Source organism: Pseudokineococcus sp. 5B2Z-1, assembly GCF_037482305.1.
Classification (GTDB): Bacteria; Actinomycetota; Actinomycetes; order Actinomycetales; family Quadrisphaeraceae; genus Pseudokineococcus.
Genome location: NZ_JBBHZG010000005.1, coordinates 219,667 through 236,031 on the forward strand (window position 1 = coordinate 219,667; position 16,365 = coordinate 236,031).

The window sequence follows — 16,365 nt, forward strand, 5'->3', positions numbered from 1 at the left end:
CGGAGACCTTCACCGCGGTGTTCTTCACCACCTCGGGCGCGAGCGAGGTCGGCACCTGCTCGGCCACGACGAGGCCGACGCCGTAGGCGCGCACCTCGGCGAGCAGGTCGGTGAAGGCCCCGACGGCCCGGGCGGCCGCGGGCGAGAGCCGCGCGGGGTCGCGCAGCAGGCGGTGGGCCTCCTCGACGACCACCACCCCGCGCAGCTCCCCCGGCCGGGGGTCGTCCCGGTGGCGCACGCGCACGGCCTCCGCCAGGCGCGCGAGGAAGAGCCCCATGAAGAGGGCGCGGTCGGCGTCGGCCCCGAGGTCCTGCAGCTCGAGGACGACGTTGCGCCGCAGCACCTGCCGCAGGTCCAGCGGGTAGCCGCTGCTGAAGGCCGCCCGCCGGGTGCCGGTGGTGAGGGCGCCCAGGCGCATGTCGACGAAGCCGTGGACGTTGCTCGCGACCTCGCGGCCGTAGCCCTTCTCGTCGACGACCCGGTGGCAGGCGGCCACCAGCTCCTCCACGCCCGGGTGCGCGTGGACGACGCCGTCGCGCGCCCACGGCCCCGCCGGCTCCGAGAGGCCGGGCTCCCACCCGGCCTCGCGCACGCAGCGGTCGGCCGCCTGGACGAGGACCTCGGGGAAGGGGGACTCGGCGTCGAAGGCGGCGACCATGACGTCGACCGCGACGTCGAGGTGGGCCTGCTGCAGGTGACCCGGCTCGGGCTCCAGGGGGTTGATCGACACGGGCGTGGCACCGGCGTCGCCGGGGCGCACGACGTGGACGGCCCGCAGCGACGCGTCCGGGAGGTCCCCGGCCGCCGCCAGGCGCGCGGCCATGCCCGTCGCGTACTCGGCCTTCGCCGGCTCCAGCACGGTCCACGGCACCCCCCGCCGGGTGAGCTCGGTGAGCAGGTGGCGCACCGTCCGGCTCTTCCCGGCGCCCGTCGAGCCGTGGACGAAGGTGTGGCGGGCGAGCTCGCCGAAGGGCACCTCGAGGTCGCCCACCGGTGAGCCCGAGGCGTCGACGACGGCCCCCAGCGGCAGGGACGGCCCGCGCACCGCGGCGGGCCACGCGACGTCGAAGGGGTTGGCCGCGCGCACCTCCACCCCGGGCACCTCCACGACCGGGGGGCGGCAGAGGGCGGCGAGCGCGGGCGTCCCGGCGACGAAGGGCGAGGCCGGGGCGTGCGCCGCCGCGGCGTCGACCGGCGACGCGAGGACGTCGGGCAGCCGCCCCGTCGGCCCCGTCGGCGCGGCGAGGTAGCGCACCCCCGCCCCGGCGCCGGAGGCGGCCGCCGCCCAGAGCCCGGCGACGCGGCGCAGGGCCGCCCCGTCCTGCGCGCCGACGAGCACGTGGACCCGCCACAGGCCCGACGCGCGCGCCGCCGTCCTCTCCGCCAGCTGCGCGCGGGCGACGGCGCCCAGCAGGTCGGCACCGGCGCGGCGCTCCCCCCGGGCGCTGGCGTCGAGGGCCTCGGCGGCGGAGGCCACCTCGGCCTCCACCGCGTCGTCGCCGAGGGGCACGCCGACGACGACGACGGTGACGGCGTGGTCGACGAGGTGCCCGAGGGCCTCCTCCAGGAGCGGCTCGGCGTCCCCGCGGCCGGGGCCGTCGTCGGCGCGGGGGCGCTCGACGTCGACCGCCGCGCCCACCCGGACCCAGCACGGCTGGTCGGCCGCCGCGACGACGGCGGCCAGGGGCGCGGCGCCGCACGAGCGCGTCCCCGGGGGCCACTGCACGTGGTGGCCCCGCGCGTCCGCGCGGGCGGCCGGGAAGCCGCGCGTCCCGCCCACCCACACCCGGAAGGGGCCGTGGGCCGCGCGGTGCCACACCGACGTCACCCGGGCGCCCGCCTGCCAGGCGGTCGCGAGCGACCGCGCGACGGCGTCCGCCGCCGCCCGACCGTCCCGGCGGACGACGCCGACCACCTCGTGCAGCACCGCCTCCTCGCCCGCGGGGGCGAGCACCCGGCGCCAGTCGTCCTCGGCCGCAGCGGGTCCCGCGCTCACGGAGGTGCTCACACGGGCTCCGCCGGGCGGGACGGCACCTCGGGCTCCCTCTCGGCGGGGAGGGACGCCCGGTTCGCCGGGGCGAAGAGCGAGGGCGGCACCGGCTGGTCGGCGTAGAGGTCGAGGACGCCGGTGGTGCCGTCGCGCTTGACGAGCATCGTGTACGGAGGCAGGGCGTTGAGGCGCTCCAGCACCGCGAGGCTGTCGTAGGAGCGCGACCGCGTCGTGCCGTCCGACGTCCCGCGCGAGGTCCCCGTCCCCTTGCTCTCCGACCACGACTCGCCGTCGGTCTCCGACCACCCCTGGGACCGCGAGCTGCCGCGCTGACGGGAGCGGGAGTCGGCGAAGAAGAGCCCGAGCCCGTTCTCGACCATCGTCTCCTGCTGCGAGGTCCCGCCGCTCCGGCTGCTGGACCGCGAGCGCCCGCTGGCGGTCGTGCGCTGCTCGGTCTGGGCCTGGGAGATGGTGCTCGTCACCGACGTCTCCCGCTCCGTCCACTCCTTGCCGAAGAGGTCGGCCAGCCGCTCGGCGGCCTGGGCGCCGTGCCCGCCGAAGGCGGCCAGGGTGGCCCGCCCGCGCAGCATCGGCTCGAGCACCTCGTCGAGCTCGGCCGCGCACAGGCGCAGCGGCGCGTCGACGGCGCTCGTGACGTCCGCCAGCCGCCGCAGCTCCTCCAGCGCCAGCCGCTCCGCGCCGACGACGACGAGGCCGCCGGGTGCCAGTCCGCGCCGGACGGCCTCGCCCGCCGCCGCCAGCGCCGCGGCCCTCCGGACGGCGAGCGGCCGGCGCGCGAGGACCGGCGACACGGCGACGAGCACGGACCCCCCGCGGCGCAGCAGCGCCCCGCGCGCCCCCGGACCCTGCCACCGCCCGGGCCACCGCCCGGGCTCCCGCCCGGGCGGCCCGTGGCCGGCCGCCTCGTCGCCGGCGAGGGCCCGCAGCGCCAGGCGCAGCGCGGACCACGTGGGGTGCGCCTGCTCGGTCTCGCGCCGCGTGAAGAGGTCGGCCACGGCCGGGCGGGGGCCGGGGTCGCCGCCGGGCGACGGCTGCGGCGCGGCGCCCGCCACGGGGCCGCCGAAGTCGTCGTGCGACGGGGCCGGCGCGACCGACCTCGCGGCCGGGCCCCCGCCGTCCGGGGGCGCCCCGAGGAGCTCCTCGAGCGCGCTGCGGACGCCGTCCAGCGTCGGTGCGCCCCCGTGGCGGCGGAGGTGGCCGACGAGGACGCGCAGGGTGTGCTCGGCGGTGCCCGCGTCGCCGGGGCCGAGCGCGGGCGCGGCCGCGGCCGTCAGCACCTCCACCAGCTCCTCGTCCTCGTCCGCCGCCCCCTCGACGAGGGCGACGGCGTCCGCCCCGTCGGCGAGGTCGAGGTCGAGCAGCGGGCGGCCGCGGGCCGCCGCCTCGGTGCGCGTGCGGTCGAGCGCGCCGGCTCCCTCGAGGTCGAGCACCCAGACGTCCTGCCCGCGCAGGCAGGCCGCGGCGACGAGGTGGTGCACGACGTCGCCGCGCTCGCGCGGGGCCCCGCCCAGGACGACGGTGCGGCCCGGCGGGGGCAGGACGGGGCGCAGGGGCTCGAAGTCCTCGAGCCGCCGCGCGTGCAGGGCGCAGCGCTCCTCGTGGTCGCGGTCGAGGCGCACGTGCTCCTCCCGCACCTGGGCGGCGAGCGCCGAGGCGCGGCGCCGTGCGTCGGCGCGGCGCTCCCGCTCGTCGAGCCAGGACCGCAGCAGGGGGGCGGGCCACCGCTCGAGGTGCGCCGGCGCACCGCGCGCACCGCCGCGCAGGACGAGGGGGCGCCGCAGCAGGCCGAGCACCCCCGCGGCCAGCGGGACGAGGGGGAAGACCGCCGCGGTGGCCCACTGCAGCCAGGGGTCGTCGTCCGGCACGCCGCCCAGCGCCCTCAGCAGGACGACGACGAGGAGGGCGAGGCCGCCCGCGAGGAGCACGGCCACGACGGCGGTGCCGAGCAGCCGGCCGATCCCGGCGGGACGCCCCGCCGGCCGCCGTCGGGCGTGGACGGCGGGGGCGGCGAGCAGCGGGGACACCAGGCACAGCAGGAGCAGGACGGTCGGCCAGCCCTCCAGCTGCGCCGGGGTCGGGTCGGTCCCGAGGAGGGCGAGGGCCACGACGAGCGCCAGGAGCAGCACGCCACCCGCCCCCGCCGCCATCAGGGCGGCCAGGGCCGGGCGGCGCACGGCGCGCAGCCGGCCGGCCGCGTCCGCCCCGACCGCCGCCAGGTGCGCGAGCTCGGCGTCGGCCCGCTCCTGCAGCTGCCGGTGGGCGTGGTCCGGCAGCGGCGGGGGCGTCGGCGCCGGCACGACCTCCACGCCCAGCAGCTCGCGGCGCCAGCCCAGCGCGCCCAGGGTCTCGGGGCCGACGGGCGGCAGGGAGGGCGTGTCCGCGCTGGTGACCATCGCGATCTCCGGGGGGTCGTCGACGAGGTGGCGGCACGCTAGCCACCTGTCGGCGCCCTGTGAAGGCCCTGGGCCGCCCTCGGCCGGCGTCGGACGACGCCCTCAGGCGACGGCGCTCACGGCTCCCGGCGGGCCGTCTGCTCCGCCGGGGCCCCGCTGCGGGGACGCCCCGCAGCGCCGCCGTCCTCGGCCTCGGCGTCGCCGTCGAGGGCGGCCACCCGCCCGAGCACGTCGCGGGCGACGTCCTGTGCGGTGATGCCCAGCTCCTCGAGGACCTGCGCCCGCTCGGCGTGGTCGACGAAGGCGACCGGGACCCCGACGCAGCGGACGTCGACGCGCACGCCGGCGTCGGCCAGCTCGTCGCGCAGCCGCGAGCCGACGCCGCCGGTGCGCAGCCCGTCCTCGACGACGACGACGAGGCGGTGCGCGGCGCACGCCTCCAGCAGCGCGGGGTGCAAGGGCAGGACCCAGCGCGGGTCGACGACGGTCGAGGAGACCCCCTGGGCGTCGAGCCGACGCCCGACGTCCAGGCCGAGCCCCGCGAGGGCGCCGACGGCGACGACGAGGACGTCCGCCCCGCCGTCGCCACGGCGGGCGCCGCTGCGCGCCAGCACGTCCGGGGCGCCCCACGCCCCCGGAGCGCCGAGGCGCTCGAGGGCCGGGACGTCCTCCGGCGCGGAGCCCTTGGGGAAGCGCACGACCGTGGGCGCGTCGTCGACGGCGACGGCCTCGCGCAGCTCCTCGCGCAGCCTCGCCCCGTCGCGCGGCGCCGCCAGGCGCAGGCCCGGGACGTGCTGCAGGAGCGCCATGTCCCACATGCCGTGGTGGCTGGGCCCGTCCGGCCCGGTGATGCCGGCGCGGTCGAGGACGAAGGTGACCCCGGCCCGGTGCAGGGCGACGTCGAGGAGCACCTGGTCGAAGGCCCGGTTGAGGAAGGTGGCGTAGACGGCGACGACCGGGTGCAGGCCGGTGAAGGCCATGCCGGCCGCCGAGGTCGTGGCGTGCTGCTCGGCGATGCCGACGTCGACGACCCGGTCGGGCATCGCCTCGGCCATCTTGTGGAGGCCCACGGGGATGAGCATCGCGGCGGTGACGCCCACGACGTCGTCCCGCTCCCGCGCCACCTCGAGCACCTCGTCGGCGAAGACCGACGTCCAGGAGGCGCGCTTGGGCGCGCCGCCGGCGGGCACCGGCGCCCCCGTCACCGGGTCGATGACCCCGACGGCGTGGAACTGGTCGGCCGCGTCGGCGAGCGCGGGGGCGTACCCCTGGCCCTTGTTCGTCAGCGCGTGGACGATGACCGGTCCGCCGAAGTCCTTGGCGGCCGCGAGCGCCCGCTCGAGCGCCTCGAGGTCGTGGCCGTCGACCGGGCCGAGGTACTTCAGACCCAGGTCCTCGAACATCCCCTGCGGGGCGACGATGTCCTTGAGGCCCTTCTTGACGCCGTGGAGCGTGTCGTAGGCGAGCCGCCCCGGGGTGCCCCCGCGGCGCAGCGCCTGCTTCCCCCACCCGAGGAAGCGCTCGTACCCGCGCGTCGCCCGCAGCGTCGAGAGGTGGTGCGCCAGACCGCCGATGGTCGGCGCGTAGCTGCGCTCGTTGTCGTTGACGACGATGACGAGGGGGCGGTCCTGCGCCGCGGCGATGTTGTTGAGGGCCTCCCAGGCCATGCCCCCCGTGAGCGCCCCGTCGCCGACGACGGCGACCGTGAGCCGTCCGGGCTCGCCCGTGAGCGCCCGCCCGCGGGCGATGCCGTCGGCCCACGACAGCGACGTGCTGGCGTGGGAGTTCTCGACGACGTCGTGGGCCGACTCGGCGCGGCTGGGGTAGCCGGCCACGCCGCCGCGCGTCCGCAGCGTCGACAGGTCCTGGCGGCCCGTCAGCAGCTTGTGCACGTAGGACTGGTGCCCGGTGTCGAAGACGACCGTGTCCGACGGGGAGTCGAAGACCCGGTGGATCGCGATGGTCAGCTCGACGACGCCGAGGTTCGGGCCGAGGTGGCCGCCGGTGCGGGCCACCGACTCGACGAGGTGGACGCGCACCTCCTCGGCGAGGCGGCGCAGCTCGTCGGGGCCGAGGGCGCGCAGGTCCTGCGGGCCGCGGACCCGCGGGAGCACCGGCACGGGCCCCGTCGGCACCACCGCGGACCCGGGACGCCGCCCCGGCGCCCCCTCGGCCGGGTCGTCCGACGTCCCGCCGACCGGTCCGGCCGCCTCCGCGCTCGACACCGCGCACCACCTCGTCTCCGCGCCCCGGGCGCCCGCCCGGGGGCTGCCACTGTAGGTCGCCGACCGGGGCCGACCCCAGCGCACCCGTCCGGCGCCGGGCTCGCCCGCCCCGGAGCACCGGCCCGGAGCGCCGGCCCGGAGCGCCGGCTCAGGGCACCGGCTCGGGGCACCGGCCTAGAGCACCGGCACGACGGACGCCCCGCCCAGCGCCTGCTCGACGAGGACCGCGCCGCGCTCGACGTCCAGGAGCCGCAGCCGCTCCGCCTCGAGCGCCTCCAGGGCCTCGTCGACGACGCGCGGCCCCACGGCGCCGGACAGGTCGGCCCGCAGCGTCGCGACGGCCCGGCGGAGCCCGTCGAGCTGCGCCGCGGCGTGCAGGACGGCCAGGCGCGCGAGGACCCGCGGCTGGCGGGCGAGGACGGGGTGCCCCCGGTAGTCCGGCGGGCAGGCGTCGAGCAGCCAGGCCGCGGCCCGCCGCTCCCAGCCCGGGGCGCCCGGCGGCGGCACCTCCGCCGGCCACCCCGCCGGGGCGCCGCCCCCGCCGGCCCGCAGCCGCACCGGCGGCCTCGGCGGGCGGCCCGGGCCGGGCCGCCCCGCGCCGGCCGCCCCGCCGCCGCGCGACGCGCCCCCGGGGGGCGTCCGCACCCCTCGCTCCCGCTCGTCTCCGCCCGCGTCCACACCCCCATCGTGCGCGCGACCTCCGACAGCCGCCCCCGCCCCCTCCCGGGCACCTCGCGGCGCGCCGCTGGTGGCGCCCGCTCGCGCCGCGCACCAGGCTGCCGGGGTGCCCCCTCCCCCGCTCCCCGACCCCGGCGCGACGACCCCCACCACCTGGTGGGCGCCGCTCGGGGCGGGCCTCGCCCTGCCCGTGCACGAGGTGCGCCCGAGCGCGGGAGCGGACCCGCCCGACGGCGCCGCGCCGTCGCCGGTGCTGCTCCTGCACGGATTCCCCGCGTCGTGGCGCTCCTGGGACGCCGTCGCGGAGCCCCTCGCCGCGGCCGGCCACCGCTGCCTCGCGCCCCAGCAGCGCGGCTACACCGCCTCCGCGCGGCCGGCGGAGCCCGGCGCCTACCGGCTCGAGCGCCTCGCCGCCGACGCCGCGGCCGTCCTCGACGCGGCCGACGTGGAGAGGGCCGTCGTCGTGGGCCACGACTGGGGGGCCGTCGTCGCCTGGGCGCTCGCGGCGGCGCACCCCGAGCGCGTCGAGCACCTCGTCGCCCTGTCCGTGCCCCACCCGCGCGCCTTCGCCGCGGGCCTGCGCGAGGACCGCGAGCAGCGGCGGCGCTCCGCCTACATCGGCCTCCTGCGGCGGCGGGGCGTCGCCGAGCGGGTCCTGCTGGGCGGCGGCGCCCGCGGTCTGCGGGCCGCCTACGCCGGCTCCGCGGTGCCCCGGCCGCTCGTGGACGCCCACCTCGCGCCGCTGGCCTCGCCGGGCGCGCTGGCCGGCGCCCTCGCCTGGTACCGCGGGCTGCGGGGCCGCGACCTGGCGTCGGTCGGCCCCGTCGACGTGCCGACGACGTACCTGTGGAGCGACCGCGACGTGGCCGTCGCGCGCGGCACGGCCGCGCGCTGCGCCGAGCACGTCACCGGCCCCTTCCGGGCGGGCACCCTCGAGGGCGTCTCGCACTGGGTGCCCGAGGAGCGCCCCGACGACGTCGTGGACGCCGTCCGGCGGCCCCCCGCCTGAGGGATCCGCCGCACCCCTCCTCCCCGGCCCCGGCCCGGGACGACGACGGCGGGGTGTCAGGGCAGCGCGACGACCTCGGCGAAGCGGACGTCGCTGCTCTCCACCACGCGCTGCGCCGCGGCGTCCCACCGGGCGAAGTGCTCCGAGCCCTGGTGGTCGACCTCGAAGGCCTCCCGCGAGGCGTACACCTCGTGGAAGTGGAAGCGCAGCGGGTCCTCGACGTCGCGGTGCACGGTGAAGGAGAGGCACCCCGGCTCGTCGCGCAGCGAGCACCGCGCGTCGTCGGCGATGGCGGCGAGGAACTCCTCGACGCACCCCTCGCGGACCTGCTGCACCGCCCACAGGACGAAGGTCCCGGGCGGGTACGAGCCCGGCTGGTCGCCGCTCGTCAGGAGGTCCTCAGCCACGCGGCGCCCCCAGGAGGGAGCGCAGGACGTACTGGAGGATCCCGCCGTGGCGGTAGTAGTCCGCCTCCCCCGGCGTGTCGATGCGCAGCCGCGCGTCGACCTCGACGGTCTCGCCGGAGTCCTTCGTCGCCGTGACGCGCAGCGTGCGCGGCGTCGTGCCCTCGTCGAGCTGGGTGACGCCGGAGACCGAGAACGTCTCCGTGCCGTCGAGCCTGAGGCTCTCGGCCGTCTGCCCGTCGGGGTACTGCAGCGGCAGGACGCCCATCCCGATGAGATTCGAGCGGTGGATCCGCTCGTAGCTCTCGGCGAGGACGGCGCGCACGCCGAGCAGGCGCGTGCCCTTCGCCGCCCAGTCGCGGCTGGAGCCCGAGCCGTACTCCTTGCCCGCGAGGACGACGAGCGGCGTGCCGGCGGCGGCGTAGGACTGCGCGGCGTCGTAGATCGTCGTCTGCTCCCCGCCCGCCGTGAAGTCGCGGGTGAAGCCGCCCTCGACGCCGTCGAGGAGCTGGTTGCGCAGCCGGATGTTGGCGAAGGTGCCGCGGATCATCACCTCGTGGTTGCCGCGGCGCGAGCCGTAGGAGTTGAAGTCCCCGCGCTCGACCCCGTGCTCGGCGAGGTAGCGGCCCGCCGGGCTGTCGGCCTTGATGGACCCGGCCGGGCTGATGTGGTCGGTCGTCACCGAGTCGCCGAGCTTCGCGAGCACCCGCGCGCCCTCGATGTCCGACAGGGGCGCCGGCTCGGCGCCCATGCCCTCGAAGTACGGGGGCCTGCGCACGTAGGTCGAGCCCTCGTCCCAGGCGAAGGTCTCGCCCTCGGGCGTGGGCAGCGAGCGCCACCGCTCGTCGCCCGCGAAGACGTCGGCGTAGTCCTTCGTGAACATGTCGGTCGTGATCGAGCCGGTGACGACCTCGTCGACCTCGGCCGCGCTCGGCCACACGTCACGCAGGAAGACGTCGGCGCCGTCGGTGTCCTGGCCCAGCGGCTCGGTCTCCGGGTCCCAGTCCATCGTCCCGGCGAGCGCGTAGGCGATGACGAGCGGCGGGCTCGCCAGGTAGTTCATCTTGATGTCGGGGTTGATCCGGCCCTCGAAGTTGCGGTTGCCGGACAGGACCGACACCACGGCGAGGTCCTCGTCGTTGACGACCTTCGACACCTCGGGCGCCAGCGGGCCCGAGTTGCCGATGCACGTCGTGCAGCCGTACCCGACGAGGTGGAAGCCCAGCTTCTCCAGGTACGGCGTGAGGCCGGCCCGGGCGTAGTAGTCCATGACGACCTTCGAGCCCGGCGCCAGCGACGTCTTCACCCACGGCTTGGCGACGAGGCCGCGCTCGACGGCGGCCTTGGCGAGCAGCGCCGCCGCGACCATGACGGTCGGGTTCGAGGTGTTGGTGCAGGACGTGATGGACGCGATGGCCACGTGGCCGTGGTCGAGCTCGGTGCGCGTGCCGTCCGCCAGCGTGACGGGGCTGCGCCGGGAGGCCCGGCGGGTGGCGGTGTCGACCTCGTGCGGCGCCCCCGAGCCGTCCTGGCCGCTGCCCGTGGGGGCGTCGCTGGCCGGGAAGGTCTCGGCGAGGGCCTCGTCCTGGCCGTCGCCCGTCGTGGCGGGGGCGTCGTCCGGGTCGGACTGCTCGTCGAGCGGCGCGTAGTCGGCGAGGGCGCCGCGGAAGGCCTCCTTGGCCTCCGACAGGGCCACGCGGTCCTGCGGACGCTTCGGGCCGGCGATGCTCGGCACGACCGTGGACAGGTCGAGCTCGAGGTACTCCGAGTAGCGCGCCTCCTGCGCGGGGTCGTGCCAGAGGCCCTGCTCCTTGGTGTAGGCCTCGACGAGGGCGACCTGCTCCTCGCTGCGCCCGGTGAGGCGCAGGTACCGCAGCGTCTCGGCGTCGACGGGGAAGATCGCGGCGGTCGAGCCGAACTCCGGGCTCATGTTGCCGATGGTGGCGCGGTTGGCGAGCGGCACCTGCGCGACGCCCTCGCCGTAGAACTCGACGAACTTGCCCACGACGCCGTGCTGCCGCAGCTGCTGGGTGATCGTCAGCACGACGTCGGTGGCGGTGACGCCCGCGGGGATCTCCCCGGAGAGCTTGAAGCCGACCACGCGCGGGATGAGCATGCTCACCGGCTGGCCGAGCATCGCGGCCTCGGCCTCGATGCCGCCGACGCCCCAGCCGAGGACGCCGAGGCCGTTGACCATCGTCGTGTGGGAGTCGGTGCCCACGAGCGTGTCGGGGTAGGCGACGCCGTCTCGGTCGAAGACGACGCGCGCGAGGTGCTCGATGTTGACCTGGTGGACGATGCCGGTGCCCGGGGGGACGACCTTGAAGTCGTCGAAGGCGCCCTGGCCCCAGCGCAGGAACTGGTAGCGCTCGCCGTTGCGCTCGTACTCGATCTCGACGTTGCGCTCGAAGGCGTCGGGGCGGCCCGCCACGTCGATGACGACCGAGTGGTCGATGACGAGCTCGGCCGGCGCGAGCGGGTTGATGCGGGACGGGTCGCCGCCCAGCTCCGCGACCGCCTCGCGCATGGTGGCGAGGTCGACGACGCACGGGACACCGGTGAAGTCCTGCATGACGACGCGCGCGGGCGTGAACTGGATCTCGGTGTCGGGCTCGGCCGACGGGTCCCACCCGGCGAGGGCGCGGACGTGGTCGGCCGTCACGTTGGCGCCGTCCTCGGTGCGCAGGAGGTTCTCCAGCAGCACCTTGAGGCTGTAGGGCAGGCGCTCGGCGCCCTCGACCGCGGACAGGCGGTAGATGCCGTGCTCGCTGCCGCCGACCTCGAGGACCCCCCGGGCCCCGAAGGAGTCGGGGCCGGTGCGGCCGGCCCCGTCGCTGCTCGTGCTCATGTCGTCTCCCGTCGACGCTGACTGACCTGGCTCATGGTCGCGCCGCCGGCGCCCCGCCGCGGCCCGAAGTATCTTGACGTCAAGATACTAGGCGGCGGGCCCGCCCGTGTCACGGGAGGCGCGCCGCCGTCCCGGGGGCGGGCGAGGGCGTGGGCGCGCGCCCGCCGGACCACGCGCCTAGCGTCGAGGGACGGGTCCGGCGGTCCGCCCCGCACGGGGGCGGTGCGCGGCCGGGCCCCCGCGAGGAGGACCCATGACCAGCGACGCGAGCACCGCCGACGACCGCGAGCCGACGACCGGCGAGCCCGAGGACGGCGCCCCCCAGGACAGCGACGGGGACCCGGGGCAGATGCCGCACCGCGCCCACGTGCGCGACGCCGTGGACGGCGCCGCCCAGGACGACACCGAGCCGGGCTCGGACCCGGACGGCGACGCGGAGGAGCTCCGCTCCGGCTCCTGACCCCGGCTCGTCCCGAGGGACCGCCCCCGGCCGCGCACGACCGCGCGGCCGGGGGCGGTCGCGTGCTCAGCGCGGGTCGTCCCGGGGGACGAGCCGCGCCACCGCCTCGAGGTGGTGGGTGCTGGGGAAGAGGTCGAACCCCCGCAGGCCGGCCAGGACGTAGCCCTCCTCGGCGAAGACGGCCACGTCGCGCGCCAGCGCGGCGGGGTCGCAGGCCACGTAGGCCACGGCGCGGGGGCGCCGGGCGACCACCGCGCGCACGACGCCCGCCCGGGCGCCCGTGCGGGGCGGGTCCAGGACCACGACGTCGACGGGCCGCGGGTCGTCCTCCTCCTCGAGGAGCCGTTGCACGGGGCCGTGCAGGAGGCGCACCTGCGGGTCGTCGTGGAGGTTGCGGCGGGCGTCGGCCACGGCGCGGGCGTCGCCCTCGACGGCCGTGACGGCGCCGCCCGGGCCGACCGCCGCGGCGAGGGCGGCCGTGAGGAGGCCGGCGCCGCTGTAGAGGTCGAGGGCGCTCTCCCCCGGACGCGGCTCCAGCGCCTGCAGCACCGCGCCCGTCAGCGCGGCCCCGGCACCGGGGTGCACCTGCCAGAAGCCCGCGCCGGTGACGCGGAAGGAGCGCCCGTCGACCTCCTCGCGCACCCACGTGCGCCCGCTGACCCGCTGCGGCGCACCGGGCGGACGTCGCGGGCCCCGCGGGGGCGCCGTCGCGACCGAGACCCCGGCGGGCAGCGCCGGCAGGGCCGGGCCACCGGTGCGCGCGCCCGGGCGCGCCGGGCCCCGCCCGCGGTCGGCGCCGGGCCTCCGCCCGGAGCGCGTCGTCGCCGACGACCCCGGCACCTCGCGCGGCTCGGCGACGACGAGCGCGCCGCTGCCGGCGCCGCCGGGCACCACGGCCTCGACGGACCGCCAGCCGGTCCAGCGCCGCTCCGGCAGGCCGAGGTCGACGACGCCGGGCGTGGCGATGGGGCACCGCTCGACGGGCACCACGCGGTGCTCGCGGTGGGCGCGGAAGCCGAGCCGCCCGGCGCCGTCCGCCGCGTAGGTGACCCGCGTGCGCCAGCCCAGCCCGCGGGCCGCGTCCTCCGGCGAGGTGCCGGTGCCCGCCGGGACCGGCACCTCCTCGACCTCGACGTCCACCTCGAGGCCCGCGAGGCGCTGCAGCTGCTCGCGCAGCACCTCGGCCTTGAGGCGGCGCTGGGCCGCCGGGGCGGCGTGCTGCCAGTCGCAGCCCCCGCAGCCGCCGGGACCGGCGACGGGGCAGGCGGGCTCCACGCGGTCGGCGGAGGCCCGCAGCACCTCGACGGCGTCGGCCCGCCAGTACGCCGCCCCGTCCCCGGCCTCGGTGAGCCGGGCACGCACCCGCTCCCCCGGCAGGGCGTGCCGCACGAAGACGACGCGGCCCTCGTGCCGGGCCACGCAGTGGCCGCCGTGGGCGACGTCCCCCACCTCGAGCTCGAGCAGGCCGTCCTCGCCCCCGCTCACCGCGAGGCCCCCGGCCGTGAGCCCGCCCCGGGGTCCGGGGCGGCGGGGCCCTCCGGCGAGCGCGTGACGGCGCCGCGGCGCACGTCCCCGGGCGCCGGCGCGCGGTCGTCGACGTCGGCGCCCTCGCTGGAGGCCAGCTGCCAGGGCACGCTCGCGACGACGACGCCGCGGATGAAGTGCAGGCGCGACTTGAGCCGCAGCGCGCTCTGGTTGTGCAGCAGCTGCTCCCACCAGTGGCCGACGACGTACTCGGGCACGTAGACGACGACGAGGTCGCGGGGGCTCTCCCGCTTGAGGGCCCGCACGTAGTCGACGACGGGCCGCGTGATCTCGCGGTAGGGCGACTCGAGCGCCTTGAGCCGGACGGGCAGGCCGCGGCTGTCCCACGCCCGCTGCAGGGACCGGGTCTCCGCCGGGTCGACGACGACGGTGACCGCCTCGAGCACCGACGGCCGCGAGGCCCGGGCGTAGGCGAGGGCCCGCAGCGTGGGCAGGTGCAGCTTGGAGACGAGGACGATGGCGTGCACCCGGCTCGGGAGGACGCGGGGGACGTCGGAGCCCTCGGCGAGCTCGAGCTCGGCCGCGACCCGCGCGTAGTGCGTGCGCACCCCGCGCATGAGGACGAAGAGCACCGCCATGGCGAGGATGGCGATCCAGGCGCCGCGGGTGAACTTGGTCGCGAGGACGATGACGAGCACGACGCCGGTGAGGCCGAGGCCCACGGTGTTGATGGCCCGCGAGCGCAGCATGCGGCCGCGGGCCGCCGGGTCCGTCTCGGTGCGCAGGTGCCGGTTCCAGTGCTTGACCATGCCGAGCTGGCTCAGGGTGAAGGAGACGAACACCCCGACGATGTAGAGCTGGATGAGGCGGGTGACCTGGGCGTCGAAGGCGACGACGAGGACGATGGCCGCCCCCGCCAGCAGGATGATGCCGTTGCTGAACGCGAGCCGGTCCCCGCGCGTGTGGAGCTGCCGGGGCAGCAGGCCGTCCCGGGCGAGGATCGACCCGAGCACCGGGAAGCCGTTGAAGGCCGTGTTCGCGGCGAGGACGAGGATGAGGCCCGTGGCCGCCGTCACGACGAAGAAGGCGAACGGCGCGGAGTCGAAGACGGCGCGGGCGAGCTGCCCGATGACCGGGTCCTGCTGGTAGTCCTCGCCGACGGGCACCCCGTCGCGCAGGAGCTGGGTCGCCGGCAGCTCGGCGAACCGGAGCCCGGTGAGGTTGGCGAGCGCGATGACGCTGAGCAGCATGGTGATGGCGAGCGCGCCGAGCAGCGCCAGCGTCGTCGCGGCGTTGCGGCTCTTGGGCTTGCGGAAGGCGGGCACGCCGTTGCTGATCGCCTCGACGCCCGTGAGGGCCGCGCACCCGGAGGAGAAGGCGCGCAGGACGAGGAAGGCGCCGACGACGCCGGTGAGGCCCTCCTCGTACCCCGGCTCCGCGACGAGCTCCAGCTCCGCGCTGTCGACCACGGGGAGGTCGCCCGACGCGGCGCGCACGAAGCCCCAGGCGCACATGCCGAGGACGGACACGACGAAGACGTACGTCGGGACGGCGAAGGCCCGGCCCGACTCGCGCACGCCGCGCAGGTTGATGCCCATGAGGAGCAGGACGAGGGCGACGGCGAGGCTCGTCTCGTGGCCCGCGAGGAAGGGCAGCGCGGACGCCGCGTACTGGGCGCCCGAGGAGATGGAGACGGCGACGGTGAGGACGTAGTCGACGAGCAGCGCGCTCGCGACGACCAGGCCGGCGCCCCGGCCGAGGTTCGTCGTCGCCACCTCGTAGTCGCCGCCGCCCGAGGGGTAGGCGTGCACGTTCTGCCGGTAGGAGGCGATGACGACGACCATGACGACGACGACCGCCACGCCGATCCACGGCGACAGCACGTAGGAGCTGATGCCCGCGATGGCGAGGGTCAGGAAGATCTCGTCCGGCGCGTAGGCCACGGAGGACAGGGCGTCCGAGGCGAAGACCGGCAGCGCGACCCGCTTGGGCAGCAGCGTGTGGCTGAGGCGGTCGCTGCGGAACGGACGGCCCAGGACGAGGCGCTTGGCGCCGTCCGCGATGCTCTGCACGGCGCCGATGGTAGGAGCCGCCGGACCCCGGCCCGCGCCGCCGCGGGAGGGCTCGGGCGGGGCGGGGGCGTGCGCGGGGGCGCCGTCGCCGGACGGAGTAGCGTCCGGCGCGTGCACTTCGTCGTCATGGGCTGCGGCCGCGTCGGCTCGACCCTGGCCGTGGCCCTCGAGCGCCACGGCCACTCGGTGGCCGTCGTCGACAAGGACGAGCTGGCCTTCCGGCGCCTCGGCGCGGGCTTCGAGGGGCGCACCGTGACGGGCGTCGGCTTCGACCGCGACGTCCTGCTCGAGGCGGGCGTCCAGGAGGCGTACGCCTTCGCCGCCGTCAGCAGCGGCGACAACTCCAACATCCTCGCCGCCCGGGTGGCGCGAGAGGTCTTCGGCGTGCAGAACGTCGCCGCCCGGATCTACGACTCCGCCCGCGCCGAGGTCTACGAGCGCCTCGGGATCCCCACCGTCGCCACCGTCAAGTGGACGGCCGACCAGCTGGTGCGGCGCCTGCTGCCGCGCGGGGTCGTGCCGGACTACACGGACGCGAGCGGGTCGGTGCACCTCGCGGAGGTCTCCGTGCCGGCGTCGTGGGTCGGCACCCGGCTCACCGAGCTCGAGCGGGCGACGTCGACGCGGGTGGCCTTCCTCACGCGGCTCGGCAGCGCCCGCCTCCCCCGCCCCGACACCGTCCACCAGGAGGGCGACGTGCTGCACCTGCTCGTGCCCGACGCGGCCGTGACCGAGGTCGAGAAGGTGCTCGACGCGGGCCCCGAGCCCGACTGACGCCCG

General features: G+C 77.7%; 11 protein-coding genes. 3 read left to right on the forward strand and 8 right to left on the reverse strand.

The window, feature by feature from the left end:
• From WDV85_RS13995 to WDV85_RS14010, 4 genes are all read right to left on the reverse strand, one after another.
• Positions 1–1,996: helicase HerA domain-containing protein (locus WDV85_RS13995; protein WP_339571211.1), on the reverse strand; the 1,996-nt coding region annotated here is incomplete at its 3' end.
• A gap of 8 nt (positions 1,997–2,004) precedes the next feature.
• Positions 2,005–4,404 (reverse strand): hypothetical protein, encoded by a 2,400-nt coding sequence (locus WDV85_RS14000; protein WP_339571212.1) that lies wholly within the window; start codon positions 4,402–4,404, stop codon positions 2,005–2,007.
• 116 nt (positions 4,405–4,520) lie between these two features.
• Positions 4,521–6,524, reverse strand: coding sequence for a 1-deoxy-D-xylulose-5-phosphate synthase (gene dxs, locus WDV85_RS14005; RefSeq protein ID WP_445263342.1), 2,004 nt, complete (start codon positions 6,522–6,524; stop codon positions 4,521–4,523).
• 279 nt (positions 6,525–6,803) lie between these two features.
• The gene (locus WDV85_RS14010; protein ID WP_298803264.1) at positions 6,804–7,187 is read right to left on the reverse strand and encodes a hypothetical protein; all 384 of its coding nucleotides are present in this window, start codon (positions 7,185–7,187) and stop codon (positions 6,804–6,806) included.
• Between the two features lie 304 nt (positions 7,188–7,491).
• On the opposite strand from WDV85_RS14010, the gene WDV85_RS14015 reads away from it, so the two are divergent.
• Positions 7,492–8,316: an alpha/beta fold hydrolase gene (locus WDV85_RS14015; RefSeq protein WP_445263343.1), complete on the forward strand. Its 825-nt coding sequence runs from the start codon at positions 7,492–7,494 to the stop codon at positions 8,314–8,316.
• A 56-nt stretch (positions 8,317–8,372) separates the two neighbouring features.
• On the opposite strand, the gene WDV85_RS14020 is transcribed toward WDV85_RS14015, so the two are convergent.
• Positions 8,373–8,723, reverse strand: coding sequence for a putative quinol monooxygenase (locus tag WDV85_RS14020; RefSeq protein WP_298803269.1), 351 nt, complete (start codon positions 8,721–8,723; stop codon positions 8,373–8,375).
• On the reverse strand, positions 8,716–11,568 hold the full coding sequence (locus WDV85_RS14025) for an aconitate hydratase (RefSeq protein ID WP_339571215.1): 2,853 nt from the start codon (positions 11,566–11,568) through the stop codon (positions 8,716–8,718). The genes WDV85_RS14020 and WDV85_RS14025 overlap by 8 nt, the downstream gene beginning before the upstream one ends.
• Before the next feature lie 253 nt (positions 11,569–11,821).
• Between WDV85_RS14025 and WDV85_RS14030 the strand changes: the two genes are divergently transcribed.
• Positions 11,822–12,028: a hypothetical protein gene (locus WDV85_RS14030; RefSeq protein WP_339571216.1), complete on the forward strand. Its 207-nt coding sequence runs from the start codon at positions 11,822–11,824 to the stop codon at positions 12,026–12,028.
• A 66-nt stretch (positions 12,029–12,094) separates the two neighbouring features.
• Here the strand turns inward: WDV85_RS14030 and WDV85_RS14035 are convergent, their stop codons facing one another.
• Complete coding sequence (locus WDV85_RS14035) at positions 12,095–13,513, reverse strand: TRAM domain-containing protein (protein WP_339571217.1); 1,419 nt, start codon at positions 13,511–13,513, stop codon at positions 12,095–12,097.
• On the reverse strand, positions 13,510–15,585 hold the full coding sequence (locus WDV85_RS14040; protein WP_339571218.1) for an APC family permease: 2,076 nt from the start codon (positions 15,583–15,585) through the stop codon (positions 13,510–13,512). The genes WDV85_RS14035 and WDV85_RS14040 overlap by 4 nt, the downstream gene beginning before the upstream one ends.
• Before the next feature lie 111 nt (positions 15,586–15,696).
• On the opposite strand from WDV85_RS14040, the gene WDV85_RS14045 reads away from it, so the two are divergent.
• Complete coding sequence (locus WDV85_RS14045; RefSeq protein ID WP_171203403.1) at positions 15,697–16,359, forward strand: potassium channel family protein; 663 nt, start codon at positions 15,697–15,699, stop codon at positions 16,357–16,359.
• Positions 16,360–16,365: the final 6 nt, after the last annotated feature.